Here is a 17,414-nt window from a genome sequence, read left to right as displayed (position 1 = left end):
TGTGGAGCTGCTGGAAACACCAGCTTGTTTTCGCATGTTGAGCCTAGATAGAGAATGAAGGCGCCGCATGTGTTCTTGGGAGCCAGAAAGTCAAAAGATTATGCCACAAGGCATTCGTCTGTGACGGTCGTCACAATGTTGTTACAAAACATCGAAAACTATAAAAAAAATGCATGCAAATTGACAATAAGGATAATTTTAACAACAATATTTTGTTGTATCTGCGCATTTTTTGAATTTTTTTCAGTGTCAATTTAGAATTTTTCCTACTTTCATTAAGTTTCCAGGAGTAATCTGAGTCTATCCGTGCGGCACTATTTCCTGCCGTAAATATTTAGGACAGCTCAGATATGCGAAATTCGTACAGTTCTCCCCTCCTGGCTGCAGCCGTTTGCCTCAGCTTGTCGGCATGCGGCGGCGGCAATGATGCGGCGCTTGAAACGCCAGCAATCTCAATCGGCACGATGGGTGCCACCAGCCTAGCATCGACCACTTACACTCCCGAATCGTGGACCAAATGCGCCACCGAAGGCGGCACCTGCGCGTTCAGTGGCACCGCCATCGTGCGCTACGGTACCGCGGACAAATTCGTCACCAAGAGCGTGACCGGTCCGGTCGCCTGCTCGAACACCGTGTTCGGCGATCCGGCGCCAAATTATGGCAAGACCTGCAGTATCGGCGTCGTCCCGGTTGAAACCACCCTGACTACGACGACTTCACCCACTACCTGGAGCGTGTGCGCCAAGGAGGACGGCCAGTGCGCATTCAGCGGCACGGCCCAGGTACGCTACGGTACCGATACCAAATACGTCATCAAGACCCTAACCGGTCCGATCACCTGCTCGAACGCCGTGTTCGGCGATCCGGCGCCAAATTATGGCAAGTCCTGCAGCGTCGGCACGGTCACGGCAACGGCACCGACCGCACCGACAACTTCGCCAACGCCCCCGTCGTCCTGGACCGTGTGCGCCACCGAAGGCGGCACCTGCGCGGTCAGCGGCACCGCCACCGTGCGCTACGGCACCGCGGACAAATTCTTCACCAAGACCGTGACCGGTTCGGTTGCCTGCACGAACGCCGTGTTCGGCGATCCGGCGCCAAACTATGGCAAGTCCTGCAGCGTCGGCACCACCACCGTCACTCCGACTCCGACTCCGACCCCGACTCCGACTCCGACCCTAGAGCCGGCTCCGGCCCCGAGCAACCCGACGTCGACTAATCCGGTTCCGGCGCCGACCGGTGGCGCCATCACGACGGTCCAGTTAACCAACGCTACGGCTACCACCCAAGCCAATGCGGCCGCTACCTTTGGCCAGACTTTCCTGCAAGGCGATGTGCGCAACGGCGAGACCCTGGTCGGCAGCAACGCCGCCGGCGCTTCGGTGCCGCTGCAGGTCGACGTCAAGGCACGCCATGCCGACGGCTCGCTGCGCCACGCCGTAATCACCGCCCAGCTCTCGAGCAGCGCGGCGAACGCATCGGAAAACATCAGCCTGGTCAAGGCGACCGCCACCGCAACAACGGCCCCGGCAACTCCGGCATCGCTGCTGAACAGCGGCTTCACCGCAGCCTTTACTGCCACCATCGGCGGCGTCCAGTACAAAGCCTCGGCCGATGAGCTGCTGAAGACGGGCAAGTACACGACTTGGCTGTCGGGTTCGCTGGCCAATGAATGGGTGGTGCAGGCTCCGCTGAAGACCTCGTCGGGCGTCGAGCATCCGCACCTCATGGCTCAATTCGCCATCCGTCACTACACTGGCACCAACAGCGCCCGCGTTGACGTCACCGTCGAGAACGGCTGGGTCTTCCAGGCCGCCCCTCAGAACTTTACCTACGATGCGCAGGTGACGGTCGGCGGCCAATCGGTCTTCTCGCAAGCCGCGCTGACCCATTACCACCACGCCCGCTGGCGCAAGATTTTCTGGTGGGGCAAGGCGCAAGCGCTGAACGTGCGTCACAACACCAAGTACTTGATTGCAAGCAAGGCAGTGCCGAACTACAACCAGTCGCTGGCTATCCGGGAAACCACCTTGGCATCGTGGAAGTCACGCTGGAGCACGGCGAAAGTCGGCCCGATGCAACCAGCCCTGGGCGCCGCCTACATGCCGATGACCGGTGCACGCAATGACATCGGGCTGATGCCGACCTGGAACGCGCTGTACCTGCTGAGCATGGACCAGCGCATGAAAGATGTCGCATTGGGCATGTCGGAAGCAGCCGGTTCGTGGTCCGCACACTATCGCGACAAGAACACCGGCCGTCCGGTGACCCTGGCCTCGTATCCTTACCTGGCCCGTTATGAGAGCGGTTCGATCAACCCTGCAACCGGCAAGAGCGAACTGCTGCCTGCTTGCCCCGATACGCTGTGCAGCACGCCGTTGACCGCCGATACCCCGCACCAGCCGGCGTTCTCCTACGTGCCTTACCTCCTGACTGGTGACTACTATCACCTGGAGGAACTGCAGTTCTGGGCCAGCTTCAACAGCTTTCAGATCGCACCGCAATACCGCGGCGCGGGCAAGGGCTTGGTGATGGATAATCAGGTGCGCGGTCAAGCATGGACCTTGCGTACGATGGCGGAAGCTGCCTTCATTACCCCGGATAACGATCCGCAGAAGGCAGCCCTGACGGCACTGGTGAACAACAACATCGATTACTACAACGCTACCTACACCAAAAATGCTGCTACCAACAAGCTGGGTATCGTGACCAACGGCTATGCCGTCGAGTATGACGGCAACACCGGCGTGGCACCTTGGCAGGATGACTTCCTGACGTCGGCAATCGGCCGCATGGTGGAACTCGGTTTCACCAATGCCCAGCCCTTCCTGGCATGGAAATCGAAGTTTGTGGTGGAACGCATGATCGGGAGCGGCTATTGCTGGGTCCAGGCCCCGGCCTACAGCCTGAAGGTTCGCGACAGCAGCAGCGCGCCGTTCTATACAACGATCGGCCAAGCCTACCAGGCCAGCAACCCGACGACCAGTGCAATGGCTTGCGGCAGCTCGCAACTTGCATCGGCTCTGGGTGTCCGTGTCGGTGAGATGGTCGGTACCCTGTCACCGATCGGACAGCAAGGCATCATGCAGCCGGCCCTGGCCTACGCAGTGGGTGCCAACGCGAACGGCGCGAAAGCATGGGCGCAGTACACTGCCCTTCAGTACAAGCCAGACTTTTCAGAGGAACCGAACTACGCTGTAATCCCGCGTTGATCGTGCTCTGACCTTTCAATGACATGAAAGCGGAAGTCCTAGGACTTCCGCTTTTTTTTGGTTCATCGCGCTTTGCCGGGGAACGCATTCTTGATTTTCTGGAAGAAGTAGGATGCGTCCCGAAATCAGTAGGCCATGCGCTTGATGACTTTGATGCGGTTGTTGACGCCTTCCAGGATCGATGAGCTCATCGGATAGATGGCCGAAGCCAAGATGCCGCGCCGGTATTTGGCCAAGCGCTTGGCAAACTGGATTACTGGCGCGATCTGGCTTTGCAAGGCAAGCCTGAGCCAAGTCTTCCATCGGCGAGCACCTTCCCGAACCGATGGCGCATACCAGATCTCTTTCAGCTCGGTCTTGAGCAGGTAGACGATGGACAGGGGCTGGTTGGCAGCCAGGAGCTCCTCGAGCTTGACGGCCTGTTCGACTTTGAGGTTGTCGCGGTTGCGCAGTAACAGCCAGCGGCTACGTTTGATGACTTGGCGAGCCTTTGGTTCGGCACGCAAGGTATTGGCTTGGTCAACGCGCACCCGGTCAACCACTTCGCGGCCAAAGCGGGCCACCACGTGAAACAGGTCGTAGACAACTTCCGCGTTTAGACACTGCTGGCGAACTTCGAGATCCATTGCCGTATTAATGTCCATGGCAACGCCGGCAACCTTCATCTCCCAGCATCTCTAAGAATGGCCGGATCGCTTCCCGGCTGTTTCCTTCTCCAACCCACAGCACCCGCATTCGCTCAGCATCCAAGGCGACAGTGGCATACCGATGCCCTTTGTGCAGGGCGAACTCGTCCATGACAAGGCGCTGTACGCCTTGCGCCGTCGGCGCTCATGCACCAAGGCGCAGGGCTGGTGGCATACCCCACACAGCGCATCGCTTGCCGGGCAGGTTTCCAGAACGATCAGCAGGGAACCGTCCTCTTGTTCCTGGACGGAGTCGACAATATGGCCTTCCCAAAACGGGAGAGAGGGCATAGCATGGAGCATGGCGGTGGTTTGATATATTTATTTTTTTGGCGACTATCAATCTACCAACATCAGACTTCCACCACCACTCCCTGCTCAGTTCGTCAATCCCGTCTTCCCCCATTCCCCTCGCGAAGAACCTTTTTTGGGGGCGCGCAGTCAGACCTGCATATGGATGCGACTTGAACTGCTGAGACGCGCACCTCGTTTCAAGAAATGGTTCGCCCAGTTGCTGGCGTCCAACTCCCCAGCGCCTGCAGGCCCTCGCAGCCTTGCACCCGACGGCCGAACTGGGCCGGATCATTGCATTGCCTCGCCAGAGCGGCGCCGGCACGCGCCGCTGTCCCTATTGCACCTGAGCCCGCCCGCACCGATATTCGACGTCAAAACCGCTTTTAGCAATACCAAAAGCGTCCTACGAACGTAGCAATAACTTTCGTAGTAAAAATGTAATTTTTTGCTAGGCTTATAACCGTGTTGCCCGACTTCACGTGATATCCTTCATTCAGGCAAGCATTGCGCATTCTGGCGCAGGCAAAATAGCTGTTAAAAGGCACCAATGATTGACAACATCGCGATACTCATCTTCAGCTCGGCCATCGTCTACACGGTTTTTCGAGCGGTCAAGCTCGACAAAGTGCTTCCCTGGTTTTCCGCCGATAGCGATCAGCAGCTGCAGGCACTGCAACTTAAAGAGCAGAAAAAATCTAGGAAGGGCATCCGAAAGTAAGCATCGCCCAGCAGTCTCCTGTCCGGAATCCCTGCGTTCCGGTTACTGTTGTGCAACGCACCGATACGTATGCAAAGTCTATTCCTGACGGCTGTCTTCGGCAGCCTGCTCTTCATGGGGTTTTCAGCGGCATTCGCCGCGGCACTTGGTTTTGTCTGGGTCGATATCGTCAAGCCCCAGCAATTGGCCTATGCGATCCTGACCGGACAGCCGCTGTCCTTTATCGCCGCCATCGCGTCGATCGGCCTGTTTACGCTAGCAGACCGCAAGCAACCGCCTCGCTTCACGTTTATCCTCCTTTTGCTAACGCTGTTCGGCCTTTGGATGACGTTCACCACATCCATGTCCGATTTTCCCGTCAGAGCCTGGACCAAATGGGACTGGGCCTCAAAGGTGGTGATCTTCGCAGTGATTTTTCCGTTCATCTTCCGGTCCCGTGTCCAGATCGAAGCCTTTATCCTGGTCTTCATCTTCTCGGCCGCGACCATCTTCTTCTCGGCCGGCGTGAAGGCCATGCGCGGCGGTGGTGGTTACGGCGTGCTGGCGATCATGGGATCTGGTAATACCGGCCTGGCGGAAAGCAGTACGCTGGCTGTGGTATCGGTGATGCTAATCCCTCTGATATTGTTCATCATGCGGTATTCCATCCTGTTCCCGCAGACGCGCCTGACACGCCTGTTCTTCATCGGCGTGATCATTACCGCGGTGGCGGCGGTAGTTGGCACCTCCGCGCGCACCGGTGTGATCGCGATGATCGTGCTGGTGGCGATCTCGATCCTCAAGTCGCAGCGCAAGATGATGTGGTTTGCCGGCCTGGGTATCGCCGCGATTATCCTAATGAACATCGATCTGTCGAACACGCCCTGGGGAGCACGCATGTCGACCATCGAAACCTATAACGAGGATTCCTCCGCACTCGGCAGGATCAAGGTGTGGGAGTGGACCCTGCAATTCGTCGGCAGCAATCCTTTGGGAGGCGGCTTCGACGCCTATATACACAATCGCATCGATGGCGTTCTGGCGGACGGCACGATACGCTACATGCCTGACGGCGTCAGCGGCGGCAAGGCGTTTCACAGCATTTATTTCGAAGTGCTGGGCGAACAAGGCATTCCAGGTTTCGCCATGTATTTCCTGATCATCGTGTTATCACTGCTGAAATTGTATTTGCTGAAAAAAAAATGGCACAAGCATGAAGGAATGTCCTGGATGGCGGGACTGGCAGATGCCCTTACCACCGCGATCTTCGTGTACCTCGCCGGCGGCGCCTTCGTCGGTATCGCCTACCAGCCGTTCATCTTCTACATCGTGAGTCTTACGGTAGCGATCGACCAGTACTCTGTCCGCGTGGAACGAGAACAGCTCAAAGAAAAAGGACGTGTGAAGTCGTGAAGCTCAACCAACTCGCAGGATTGCGGGGAATTTGCGCCTGGTGGGTAGTGTTCTACCATTCGCTCGGCCTGATGGGCGATTCGGTCTCAGGGCCGCTCAGGGACCTCATCGCCCACGGCTACCTGGCCGTCGACCTTTTCTTCTTGCTCAGCGGGTTCGTGATCTTCCTGAGCTACCATGCCGCCGTGTCTACGGGCTCTCCCTACAGCATCGGCAAGTTCTACTGGAACCGCCTGGCCCGGATCTACCCCCTGCACTTCGTAATGCTGGGCGGTTACCTGCTGCTGTTTCTGGCGTACACCCATTTCTCGAGCAGCGGTACGGCGCCGACCACCTATACCTGGAGCGCTTTCATCCAGAGCATGTTCTTGGTCCACATGTGGGTCGGCGCCGACCTGACGTGGAACGTGCCGTCCTGGTCGATCAGTTCGGAGTGGTTCGTCTACCTGTTCTTCCCCCTGATGGCATACAGCCTGCGCAAGCTGCGCGGCGGCGTGGCCGCGCACCTGGGCGTCATCGTGCTGGTCGCGCTCCTGCTGCACCTGATCTATTCGCTGGGCGGTCTGCACTCGCTGGGCTCGGACATCCCGCGCATGGCGCTGGTACGGACCATGCTGGAATTCCTGATGGGGGTCTTCATCGGTTCGCTGTACGTCAACCACAGGGACTTTCTAGAGCGCAGCAGCGGCGCGGCCCTGGCCGGCTTCGTGGTGCTGAGCACCCTGTACGTCTTCTCGCCACTGCCCGACTATGCCCTGATCCCGGCCGCATTCGCACTCCTGATCGCCTTCCTGAGCGTGACCACCTCCTGGATCACCGCCCTGCTCTCGCGGCCCTCGCTAGTCTACCTCGGCGAGATCTCGTACTCGACTTACATGGTGCACTACTTGGTCTACGACCTGTTCAAGGCCGCCTTCGTCTCGGACATCCACGCCGTCAACCAGCTCTACCTGTGGCTGTCCTTTGCGGTGGTCTTCATCCTGTCGGTGCTGCTGCACCACATTGTGGATACCCCGTCCCAGCGTTACTTCCGGCGCCTGTCGGCCCGCTAGCAGCCGCTTTCCTCCTGTGTCAGGCCCGTAGCAGGCGGGCCGACAGTATCTTCTTGGCGCGCAGCAGTTCCTCGGCCAGCGGATGGCGCAGCAGCAGGAGCACGACCGGCCATACCACCAGCACGTACATCGCCACTAGCAGCAGGCGCACTGCCGGGTACGCGACCGAAGACAGCACCGGCGAGAACAGGTAGAGGCCGCCGAGCATGGCGCCGACCGTGACAGCGCTGCGCCAGGTCGCCGACACCCAGTGGGTCGGGGTGATGCCCATGGCCTTGCGGGCCAACAGCAGGTAGGCGGGCACCGACAGCATCTCGCCGAGCACGAAGGCCGTAGCGAAGGACTGCAGGCTGCCGTCGAACAGCGCGACCGCCAGGGCGACCTTGGCCAGCATAGCGACCAGCAGCGGCGAAGCAGTCAGGTAGGGTCGCCCCATCGCGGTAAAGGCCGGCTGCAGGACCGAGAACAACATCTGGATCGCAGCCAAGATGCACAGGGCCGGGATCACTGGCGCCGACTCCAGCCATTTCGGGCCGTAGAGCAGCAGGATGATGTCGCGCGGCATGAAGGCGAGCACCGCCAGCGCCGGCCACATCACGCCGGTCAAGTAGGCCACAATCCGTTTGACCTCGTGCGAGACGTCCTCGCCGCTGTGATGGACCCTGGCCAGGTAGGGCAAGGTGGCGAAGTTAATGCTCGGTCCGGCGATATAGTTCAGCATGTTCACGGTGGAATTCGCGCGGCTGAACAGGCCGACGAAATGAGCGCCGCTGAGCCTGCCGATGACCAGGTCCGGCAGCGCTGCGTCAGCCGACCGGACCGAATTGGTCAGCATGGTGCCGCCGCCGAAGTGCACGACCTGGCGCCATCCGCGCAGGGACGGCAGGCGCGGCAGGCTCTTCGGCTGCAACAGCGCATAGGTGGTCCCAGTCACGATGATGTTCACCAGATTAGCCCAGGCAAACGACATATAGCTGTAGCCCAGCTTGGCCAGCGTGATGCAGGTGGTCGCATATGCCAGGACCGACACGGCGGTCGCGATGGCAGGCACGCGGACCTGAAGCTCACGCGCCATCACCGCCTGCGGAACCGAGCCGACCGGAATGAACAGGAATCCGACCGCCAGCACCCGCATCACCTCCTCGACCCCCGCATGGCGGTAGTAGCCGGCGGCGAACGGGGCCGCCAAGTAGACCACCGCCGCGAAACTCCATGAGGCGCAAACCATCACGCCCATGGCGGCGCGCAGGGACTCGGTGGTGAGTGTCTTCTGGCTGCGGATGAAGGAAACCACGCCGGCGTCACGGAACACGTGGGCGAAGGCGACGAGCACCGCCGCCATCGAGAAGATCCCGATCTCGGCCGAGTCGAGCAGGCGTGCAATGTAGAGAGAAAGCAGGAAGTTGGCGACGGTAGCGCCATTCGAGACGAAAAACTGGGCAGCGATTTTGGAACGGATCGAACTCATGGTCCCATCTAGGTGTTGGGCGTGGCCGACACTACGGCGCCGACCAGGCGTCGGCCGCAACGCCTTGACAATACGAGCTTCCCGTAAAGGGTGCCGAGCAGGTAGATTGCGTCCATCAGCCCAGTGAAGCTGAGCGCGCCGCTGTTCGGTGCGCGCGACACCAGGAAGCGCGCGAAGCGCAGCAGTCCGGCAAAGGCACGGCTATAGCGGTAGCGTGGCAGTCCAAACAGAGTCGGCACCGGTTCCGGCGGCAGCCACTGGAGGCGCACGCCATTGCTGGCGCCAGACCAGAAAGACCAGCGCATGTGGTAGGAACGGGTCATGCGCGACTCGGGGATGAAGTGGTAGATAACCAGGGCCGGATCATAAATCCCGTGAAAGCCCTTCAGCATCAGGTTGCGGTGCAGTTCGTCGTCTTCACCGCCCATCAGGTTGCCCTTGGAACGGCCGATATCGGTGGCGAACCCGCCGGCTTCCAGCAGGGCGCTGCGTTTCACGATGCAATTACCGCCGCAAATGCTGCCGCCGAACTCCTTGAAAGGCTGCGCTCGATCGCTCTGTTCGATCCAGCCCAGCACAGCGCGGTAGGCGCCCACGTGCATCGGCAACCAGGAAGGTGGCGGCGACTGCCAGTCCGGCTTGTACGGGCCGCCGAGGAAGTCGATCTCGCCTTTGCGGATATAGGCCGCCGCAACTTCGAACCAGCTGGGATCGAGCTTTTCGTCGTCGTCGATGAAGCCCAGATACTCGTCTGCGGTATGGGCCAAGGAAAAATTCAGGGCTGCGGAGCGGCCTTGCTGGAGCGCCAGCAAATATTTCATCTTAAGGCCGGGAAACTTTGACAGAGCAGCCTTGTTCGCCTTCTGGTTATCGGGTGTCGAATTGTTGTCCGACACAATAACGGTGAGATCCATATCGTCCGGCACCCTCGCCTGTGCAATGTGCTCTAAGGCAACACTTAACAGATCTGGTCGGTTGTACGTGGGAATAATAAGGCTCAGTTTGAACATGGGCGGAGTGCTCGCATCACTAGCATGTGTTATAAACTGCGGTGTGAACTTCAGAAACATATTAACTGATCAACAATAACTCGTCACGCAATTAAAAAATTTTCTACAAAATTTTGGTTCATCGCGCTTTGCCGGGGAACGCATTTTTGATTTTCTGGAAGAAGTAGGATACGTCCCGAAATCAGTAGGCCATGCGCTTGATGACTTTGATGCGGTTGTTGACGCCTTCCAGGATCGATGAGCTCATCGGATAGATGGCCGAAGCCAAGATGCCGCGCCGGTATTTGGCCAAGCGCTTGGCAAACTGGATTACTGGCGCGATCTGGCTTTGCAAGGCAAGCCTGAGCCAAGTCTTCCATCGGCGAGCACCTTCCCGAACCGATGGCGCATACCAGATCTCTTTCAGCTCGGTCTTGAGCAGGTAGACGATGGACAGGGGCTGGTTGGCAGCCAGGAGCTCCTCGAGCTTGACGGCCTGTTCGACTTTGAGGTTGTCGCGGTTGCGCAGTAACAGCCAGCGGCTACGTTTGATGACTTGGCGAGCCTTTGGTTCGGCACGCAAGGTATTGGCTTGGTCAACGCGCACCCGGTCAACCACTTCGCGGCCAAAGCGGGCCACCACGTGAAACAGGTCGTAGACAACTTGAGGTGGTCCGTGTTTCATGGACATCCAAATAAGGGACAATAAGCCCTGGAGGGATAAACATGAAAACGAAACAGCTACCGTCAAAGCGGGAGATCGTTCCCGCTTCACCCGCATTGGCACCCAAGTCTCGCGCCACGTTCACCGATGAGTTCAAGCGCAAAGCGGTCGCGAGAATGCGTGAAGAGGGGCAGAACGCTACCGATCTGGCAGTCGAGCTGGGGATCCGGCGCAATATGCTCTACAAGTGGGCGGCCAAGATTGACGAGGCGGCGCCGGGAGAGCCACTTCGTTCTCCCGGGCGGCCGGCTCTGGGTGAGCTAAGCGAGGTCGGACAACTGCGTCGCGAACTGGCCCGCGCCCAGGAGGAGTTGGCCATCCTAAAAAAGTTCGATGCGTACTTAACTCGCCTAAAGAAGTAAAGTACGCCTTTATCGACCAGCATCGCAGTGAGTTCCCGGTCAAGTCACTATGTCGTGAGCTCGATATCAGCCGCAGCGTGTACTACGCTTCCAAGAAGGCCAGGCCGAGCTTGCGTAGCCAGGAAGACCTGGCCATGCGCGCTGTCATTGTCAGGATCAACGCAGCGCACCGCTGGGCTCCCGGAACGGTCAAGATGTGGCATCTGCTACGGGCAGAAGGCATCGAATGCGGCAAGCACCGCGTCAGAAGACTGCGCAAGCTGGAGAATATCCAGACAACTCGTATCAAGCGATTCCGTGTCATACAAGCGATGGAACGTGTGCAGCCGCCGGCGCCAGATCTGGTTAAACGACGCTTTCAGGTAAGCGCTCCCAACACGATTTGGGTGGGCGACATGACGGCGCTGCGTACGAAACAAGGCTGGCTTCATCTGGCCATTGTGCTGGACCTGTTTGCGCGGCGCATCGTAGGCTGGTCAATGGATACGACGCAGGCGGCGACACTGCCGATGGCGGCATTGAAGATGGCCTTGGCACAGCGAAAACCCAATGCAGGCCTGATTTTCCACAGTGACCAGGGCACGGTCTACGGATCGCATGACTACCGTAAACTGCTGGAAGCCAATGGCGTCCTACCCAGCATGAGCCGCAAAGGAAATTGCCACGACAATGCTGTTGCAGAGAGCTTTTTCTCGAGCCTGAAGAACGAGGTCATGCACGACAGTGAGGTGTACTGTCAATAACGGACACGCTTGTCTTAAGCCGCCTGTAGCTGTTCGCTGAAGGACTCGGCGAACAGCGCTGGCGGAACAACGCCGATGCGGGAATGGCGCCGCTGTCGGTTGTAGAAAATTTCGATGTATTCCTGAATCGAGGCCTTCGCCTCCTCACGGGTGGCATAGCGGCGATGATGGACAAGCTCATTCTTCAGCGTTCCCCAAAAGCTCTCCATCGGCGCGTTGTCATAGCATTTCCCTCGGTGCGACATTGACGCGCGCATTCCGAACTGCGCTACCAGCGCCTGGCAGGCATGGGCACAGTATTCGCTTCCACGGTCCGAATGGTAGATCAGCCCGGTTTGGTGCGAACCGCTGTTCCAACAGATTTTCAGCGACGGGAAGGTTGTGATTCGAGTTCGTCGTGGCGATGAATTTGCGCCGCTGCTTGCAGCGCAGATTAAGCTCTTGCCGCAACCGGCGAACACGGTCGCGACCAACCTCATGGCCCTGCGAAGCAAGCTCGCGCTTTATCCGCGGCACCCCGTAGGTCTCCCGGGTCTGCCGATGCACTGCCGTGATCAGGATTTTCAACCGAGCGTCTTCATGCCTGCGTGTGAATGGCTTGGCCCGCAGCGAGTCGTAGTAGCCGCTGTGCGAGACGTCCAATACCTGGCACATCAGCTTCACAGAATAGTCAGGAAAGTCGAGTCGCATCGTCTTATCCACGCGGATTTGGCAGCGACTCCTGCGCAAAGTACGCCGCCGCTTTTTTTACGATGTCCCGCTCCATCTCTGCCTGGACCAGCTGCCTGCGCAGCTTCGCGTTCTCCGCTTCCAACTCGGCCACCGAGCGACTTCCAGGTGCTGCTGTTGCGGCCGGCCCGCGTTTGGCTGCTGCTACCCAATTAGCCAGCGTTCCTTTTGATACTGACGCGTGCCGCCGCCTGCTCAATGGACATGCCCTGTGCCAGCACCAGCTTCACGGCTTCTTCCTTGAGTTCCGGGTTGTACGTCTTCTTCAATGTCTTCATAAAGGCTCCTGTTGGTGAACTTTTACCAAACAAGAGTGTCCGAAAAAATCAGAGTACCTCATTGCTTCCCTGTCCGGAGGCGATGTTAAAGACGCCGATCGGCATGGGAACGGCCCTTAGGGAGGGGTGTCAAACATGGCGACGAAGGTTAACAGTGATGCGCGGCGTTTACAACAACAAAATAAAAATGCCGTTCAGGCTTAACTGAACGGCATTACCGCGCGCGCGGTCCTTTGCTTTTCCGACGACGCGACCGCAGCCGCTCGTCGAACGTGTATTACCAGATAATCACGCGGTCCTTCGGCGCCAGATACATCTTGTCCCCTTCCTTCACGCCGAAGGCGTCGTAGAAGCCCGGCTGGTTCTTCAGCGTGCCGTTGGCGCGGAACTGCGCCGGCGAGTGTGGGTCGGTCTTGACCTGGTTGATCTGGGCCGGCTCGCGCATCTTCGCGCGCCACACCTGGCCCCAGCCCATGTAGAAGCGCTGGTCGCCCGACAGGCCCTTGATCACCGGGGCCTTCTTGCCCTTCAGGGACAGCTTGTAGGCCTTGTAGGCGATCGCCAGGCCCGAGTTGTCGCCGATGTTCTCGCCCAGGGTCAGCTCGCCGTTGACGTGATAGCCCGGCAGCGGGCTGTAGGAAGCGTACTGCTGGATCAGGACCTTGGTCTTTTCGGCGAAGCGCTTGCCGTCTTCCTCGGTCCACCAGTTGCGCATGTTGCCGTCGCCGTCGTACTGCGAACCCTGGTCGTCGAAGCCGTGGCTGATCTCGTGGCCGATCACCGCGCCGATGGCGCCGTAGTTCACCGCGTCGTCGGCATTCATATCGAAGAACGGCGGCTGCAGGATCGCCGCCGGGAACACGATCTCGTTCAGTTCCGGGTTGTAGTAGGCGTTGACGGTCTGCGGCGTCATCATCCATTCGTCGCGGTCGATCGGCTTGCCGAGCTTGTTCAGCTCGCGGTTGTACTCCACTTCGCGCGAACGCATCACGTTGCCGACCAGATCATCGCGCTTGACGCTGAGCGACGCGTAATCCTTCCACTTGTTCGGGTAGCCGATCTTCGGGTTGAACTTGGCCAGCTTGGCCTGGGCTTCCTTCTTGGTGGCGGGGCTCATCCAGTCCAGGGTGTCGATCGACTGGCGGTAGGCTTCCAGCAGGTTCTTCACCAGGGCCTCCATGCGCGCCTTGCGCTCGGCCGGGAAGTGCTCCTTCACGTACAGCTTGCCCACGGCGTCGCCCAGCGCACCCTCGACGGTCGACACGCCCCGCTTCCAGCGCGGTTCCAGCTTCGGTGCGCCCGACAGGACCGTGCCATGGAAGGCGAAACGCTGGTCCACGAATGCTTTGGAGAGATAGCTGGCGTAGCCGTTGACCAGGTGCTGCTGCAGGTAGACCTTCCAGGTCTCGAGCGGCATGCGGTTCACGATCTCGGCCATGCCCTTCAGGTAGCTCGGCTGGCTGACAATGACGTAGTCGGTCTTGCCCCCGATGCCGGCGGCGTCCAGCCAGGCGTTCCAGTCATAGCCCGGCGCGATTTCGGCCAGCTTGGTCAGTTCCACCTTGTTGTAGGTCTTGATCGGATCGCGGTTCTCGACCTTGGTCCACTGCACACGCGCCAACTCGGTTTCCAGGTCGACGATGGCCTTGGCGTTCACGGCCGCGTTCTTGTCGCCCGACAGCGCCAGCATCTTCTCGACGTGCTGCTGGTACTTGGCGCGGGTGTCGGCCAGCTTGGCATCATCAAGCTTCAGGTAGTAGTCGCGGTCCGGCATGCCCAGGCCTCCCTGGTACAGGTCGGCCACGTACTTGGTCGAATCCTTGGCATCCTGGTGGATGTAGAAGCCGAAGGGTACGGTGACGCCGAGGCGGCCCAGGCGCGCGAAGGTCGCCGGCAGTTCGGCCTTGTCCTTGATCGCGGCGATCTTGTCCAGCTCGCCCTTGAGCGGGGCGATGCCCAGCTTTTCCAGGCGCGCTTCGTCCATGTAGCTGGCGAAGAAGTCGCCGATCAGCTGCACTTCCGAGCCTGCCTGGGTGTTCTTGACGGCTGCCGACTTCTCGATGATTGCGCGCAGCTGCGGCTGGGTGTCGTCGTGCAGCTTGTAGAAGGCGCCCCAGCTCGACTTGTCGGCGGGGATCTCGACAGTTTTCAGCCACTTGCCGTTCAGGTGCTGGAAGAAGTCGTCCTGCGCGCGCACGGCCGGCTCGACGTATTCGAGCGCGATGCCGGCCGACAGGGTTTTGCCCTTGGCGCCGCCAGCGGCGCTCTCGGCGGATTCGGCATTGGCCACCGAGGCCATCAGGATGAGCGCTGCGGCGCTCAGGATGTGTCGTTTCATTCAATCTCTCCGTTTTATCTTTGTTCTCTCGTAAAGGACAAACGGGCCGGCGTGCGCCGACCCGTTCTTGTCTACTTCCTGCCGATTACCAGATGATCACGCGGTCTTCCGGCGCCAGGTACATCTTGTCGCCCGGCTTGACGTTGAAGGCCTCGTAGAACTCCGGCATGTTCATCACGGTGCCGTTGGCGCGGAACTGGCCCGGCGAGTGCGGGTCGGTCTTGACCTGGTTGATCTGCTGCGCTTCGCGCATCTTCGAACGCCACACCTGGCCGAAGCCCATGAAGAAGCGCTGGTCGCCGGTCAGGCCGTCGATGACCGGGGCCGGCTTGCCGTGCAGCGACAGCTTGTAGGCGTTGTAGGCGATCGACAGGCCGGCGTTGTCGCCGATGTTCTCGCCCAGGGTCAGTTCGCCGTTGACGTTATAGCCCGGCAGCGGCGAGAAGCCGTTGAACTGCTTGACCAGCTTGTCGGTGCGGGCCTTGAAGGCGGCCTTGTCCGACTCGGTCCACCAGTTGCGCAGGTTGCCGTCGCCATCCGACTGGCTGCCCTTGTCGTCGAAGCCGTGGCCGATCTCGTGGCCGATCACGGCGCCGATCGCGCCGTAGTTGACCGCGTCGTCGGCGCGCATGTCGAAGAACGGCGGCTGCAGGATCGCGGCCGGGAACACGATCTCGTTGGTCGTGCTGCGGTAGTAGGCGTTGACGGTCTGCGGCGTCATGCCCCACTCGGTGCGGTCGACCGGCTTGCCCAGCTTGTTCAGCTGGTAGTTGTAGCGGAAGGTCGCGGTGCGCATCGCGTTGCCGACCAGGTCGTCACGCTTGATGCTCAGCTTCGAGTAGTCGCGCCACTTGTCCGGGTAGCCGATCTTCGGGGTGAACTTGGCCAGCTTGGCGCGGGCTTCCTTCTTGGTGTCCGGGCTCATCCACTCGAGGTTGTCGATCGACTGGCCGTAGGCGACGATCAGGTTCCTTACCAGCTCTTCCATGCGCGCCTTGCGCTCGGCCGGGAAGTGTTCCTTCACGTACAGCTTGCCGACGGCTTCGCCCAGCGAGCCCTCGACCATGCCGACGCCGCGCTTCCACAGCGGCGCCTGCTCGGTCACGCCCGACAGCGCGGTGCCATAGAAGGAGAAGCTCTGCTCGACGAAGGCTTTCGACAGCAGCGGCGAGAATTCACGCAGCAGCTGCCATTCGAAGTAGGATTTCAGGGTCGACAGGTCGGTCTTGGCCAGCACCTCGTTCAGGCCCTGGAAGTAGCTCGGCTGGTTGACGATGATGGTGTCGACCTTGTTGCCGATGCCGGATGCGCCCAGCGCCGCCTTCCAGTCGTAGCCCGGCGCCAGTTTGCCCAGCTCGGCCACGCTCATCTTGTTGTAGCGCTTGACCGGGTCGCGATTCTCGACGCGGGTCCACTGCACCTTGGCCAGCTCGGTTTCGAAATCGACGATGGCCTTGGCCTGGGCCGCGGCATCCTTCTCGCCGGCCAGCGCCAGGGTCTTCTCGACGTGCGCCAGGTACTTGGTGCGCACTTCGGCCAGCTTGGCGTCGTCCTGCTTCAGGTAGTAGTCGCGGTCCGGCATACCCAGACCGCTCTGCGAGATGTACACGACGTGTTCGGTCGAGTTACGCATGTCCTGGCTGACGTAGATGCCGTACGGGGTCGACACGCCGATCTTCGCCAGGTGGGCCACCAGGTTCGGCAGGCCCTTCTTGTCCTTCAGGGTGCGGATCTTCTGCAGCTCGCCGGCCAGGGGCTTGGTGCCCAGCGCTTCGCGGCGCGCTTCATCCATGTAGCTGGCGTACAGGTCGCCGATCTTCTGGGTTTCCGAGCCGGCCTTGGCCGACTTGTCGGCCTGCGCGGCCTCGATGATGGCCTTGATCTGCGGCGAGGTGTCGTCGCGCAGCTTCATGAAGGTGCCCCAGCTTGCCTTGTCGCTCGGGATCTCGGTCTCTTTCAGCCACTTGCCGTTCAGGTAGGTGAAGAAGTCGTCCTGCGGGCGCACGCTGGTGTCGATGTATTGGGTGTCGATGCCCGAGATCGGCGCGGCGACCGCCTTGGCGTTTGCTGCGGTGGCGGCGGCCGGGGCGCCGGCCGGCTTGTCGGCCGCATTGGCAAAGGCTGCCGCCAGGGACAGCGTCAGGGTGCTCAGAAGGATTCGCTTCACGGAATGGTCCTCGATTGCTTGGAAAACTGGGGTTGGGAAAAAGCGGCCGGCTCGTGGCCGGTCTCATCGTTGTGCGCCCGCAGCGTTTACCTGTGGGCCGTCTCACCCGCCGTCCTCGACGGTAGGGCTACAAGCATTCTAGCGGGTGGGCAAGGGGCAGAAAGGGCCTGCAGGGCTTTTTTACTTTTCGATACATGCGGACGGGGGGATATCGTATATGCATGTGTTGGTACGTCACAACAACCCTCGCTGCCTCGGCGGC

At 60.0% G+C, this 17,414-nt stretch carries 10 protein-coding genes and 3 pseudogenes; 6 read left to right on the top strand and 7 right to left on the bottom strand.

Annotation, left to right across the window (positions count from 1 at the left end; translation table 11 throughout):
• The first annotated feature begins 350 nt into the window (after window positions 1–350).
• Window positions 351–3,212: a hypothetical protein gene (locus MasN3_RS01820; RefSeq protein WP_281911778.1), complete on the top strand. Its 2,862-nt coding sequence runs from the start codon at window positions 351–353 to the stop codon at window positions 3,210–3,212.
• A gap of 62 nt (window positions 3,213–3,274) precedes the next feature.
• Here MasN3_RS01820 and MasN3_RS01815 read toward each other — a convergent pair.
• A pseudogene (locus MasN3_RS01815) lies at window positions 3,275–4,025 on the bottom strand (ISL3 family transposase); the annotation flags it as partial.
• Between the two features lie 714 nt (window positions 4,026–4,739).
• On the opposite strand from MasN3_RS01815, the gene MasN3_RS01810 reads away from it, so the two are divergent.
• The 3 genes from MasN3_RS01810 (at window position 4,740) to MasN3_RS01800 (ending at window position 7,354) form a co-directional block, all read left to right on the top strand.
• Entirely contained in the window at window positions 4,740–4,910 is a 171-nt protein-coding gene (locus MasN3_RS01810; protein ID WP_281911777.1) for a hypothetical protein, read from the top strand.
• Window positions 4,911–4,979: 69 nt separating this feature from the next.
• The gene (locus MasN3_RS01805; protein WP_281911775.1) at window positions 4,980–6,302 is read left to right on the top strand and encodes a putative O-glycosylation ligase, exosortase A system-associated; all 1,323 of its coding nucleotides are present in this window, start codon (window positions 4,980–4,982) and stop codon (window positions 6,300–6,302) included.
• Complete coding sequence (locus MasN3_RS01800; protein WP_281911774.1) at window positions 6,299–7,354, top strand: acyltransferase family protein; 1,056 nt, start codon at window positions 6,299–6,301, stop codon at window positions 7,352–7,354. Before MasN3_RS01805 ends, MasN3_RS01800 begins: the two co-directional genes overlap by 4 nt.
• 19 nt (window positions 7,355–7,373) lie before the next feature.
• Here MasN3_RS01800 and MasN3_RS01795 read toward each other — a convergent pair whose 3' ends face one another.
• The 3 genes and pseudogenes from MasN3_RS01795 to MasN3_RS01785 form a co-directional block, all read right to left on the bottom strand.
• Window positions 7,374–8,822, bottom strand: coding sequence for an oligosaccharide flippase family protein (locus tag MasN3_RS01795; protein ID WP_281911772.1), 1,449 nt, complete (start codon window positions 8,820–8,822; stop codon window positions 7,374–7,376).
• Window positions 8,823–8,830: 8 nt separating this feature from the next.
• Window positions 8,831–9,832: a glycosyltransferase gene (locus tag MasN3_RS01790; protein ID WP_281911771.1), complete on the bottom strand. Its 1,002-nt coding sequence runs from the start codon at window positions 9,830–9,832 to the stop codon at window positions 8,831–8,833.
• 118 nt (window positions 9,833–9,950) lie between these two features.
• A pseudogene (locus MasN3_RS01785) lies at window positions 9,951–10,478 on the bottom strand (ISL3 family transposase); the annotation flags it as partial.
• A 59-nt stretch (window positions 10,479–10,537) separates the two neighbouring features.
• Here MasN3_RS01785 and MasN3_RS01780 point away from each other — a divergent pair.
• Together MasN3_RS01780 and MasN3_RS01775 are read left to right on the top strand one after the other, a co-directional pair.
• Window positions 10,538–10,897, top strand: coding sequence for a transposase (locus MasN3_RS01780; RefSeq protein WP_281911769.1), 360 nt, complete (start codon window positions 10,538–10,540; stop codon window positions 10,895–10,897).
• Between the two features lie 11 nt (window positions 10,898–10,908).
• A complete protein-coding gene (locus tag MasN3_RS01775) occupies window positions 10,909–11,640 on the top strand; it encodes an IS3 family transposase (protein WP_281914606.1) in 732 nt (243 codons plus the stop codon).
• A 14-nt stretch (window positions 11,641–11,654) separates the two neighbouring features.
• Here MasN3_RS01775 and MasN3_RS01770 read toward each other — a convergent pair.
• The 3 genes and pseudogenes from MasN3_RS01770 to MasN3_RS01760 form a co-directional block, all read right to left on the bottom strand.
• Window positions 11,655–12,647, bottom strand: a pseudogene (locus MasN3_RS01770) (IS3 family transposase).
• A 277-nt stretch (window positions 12,648–12,924) separates the two neighbouring features.
• Window positions 12,925–14,985 (bottom strand): M13 family metallopeptidase, encoded by a 2,061-nt coding sequence (locus tag MasN3_RS01765; protein ID WP_281911766.1) that lies wholly within the window; start codon window positions 14,983–14,985, stop codon window positions 12,925–12,927.
• Between the two features lie 85 nt (window positions 14,986–15,070).
• Window positions 15,071–17,152, bottom strand: a complete 2,082-nt coding sequence (locus tag MasN3_RS01760; protein ID WP_281911765.1) for a M13 family metallopeptidase — start codon at window positions 17,150–17,152, stop codon at window positions 15,071–15,073.
• Window positions 17,153–17,414: the final 262 nt, after the last annotated feature.

Source organism: Massilia varians (genome assembly GCF_027923905.1).
Taxonomy (GTDB): domain Bacteria; phylum Pseudomonadota; class Gammaproteobacteria; order Burkholderiales; family Burkholderiaceae_D; genus Telluria; species Telluria varians_B.
This window is presented reverse-complemented; position numbering and strand designations above follow the sequence as displayed.

What these genes read in the sequence shown, in the direction of transcription:
- MasN3_RS01795 (WP_281911772.1), bottom strand. Translation starts at nt 8,822, where the DNA reads ATGAGTTCGATCCGTTCCAAAATCGCTGCCCAGTTTTTCGTCTCGAAT.
- MasN3_RS01810 (WP_281911777.1), top strand. Translation starts at nt 4,740, where the DNA reads ATGATTGACAACATCGCGATACTCATCTTCAGCTCGGCCATCGTCTAC.
- MasN3_RS01780 (WP_281911769.1), top strand. Translation starts at nt 10,538, where the DNA reads ATGAAAACGAAACAGCTACCGTCAAAGCGGGAGATCGTTCCCGCTTCA.
- MasN3_RS01790 (WP_281911771.1), bottom strand. Translation starts at nt 9,832, where the DNA reads ATGTTCAAACTGAGCCTTATTATTCCCACGTACAACCGACCAGATCTG.
- MasN3_RS01765 (WP_281911766.1), bottom strand. Translation starts at nt 14,985, where the DNA reads ATGAAACGACACATCCTGAGCGCCGCAGCGCTCATCCTGATGGCCTCG.
- MasN3_RS01805 (WP_281911775.1), top strand. Translation starts at nt 4,980, where the DNA reads ATGCAAAGTCTATTCCTGACGGCTGTCTTCGGCAGCCTGCTCTTCATG.
- MasN3_RS01820 (WP_281911778.1), top strand. Translation starts at nt 351, where the DNA reads ATGCGAAATTCGTACAGTTCTCCCCTCCTGGCTGCAGCCGTTTGCCTC.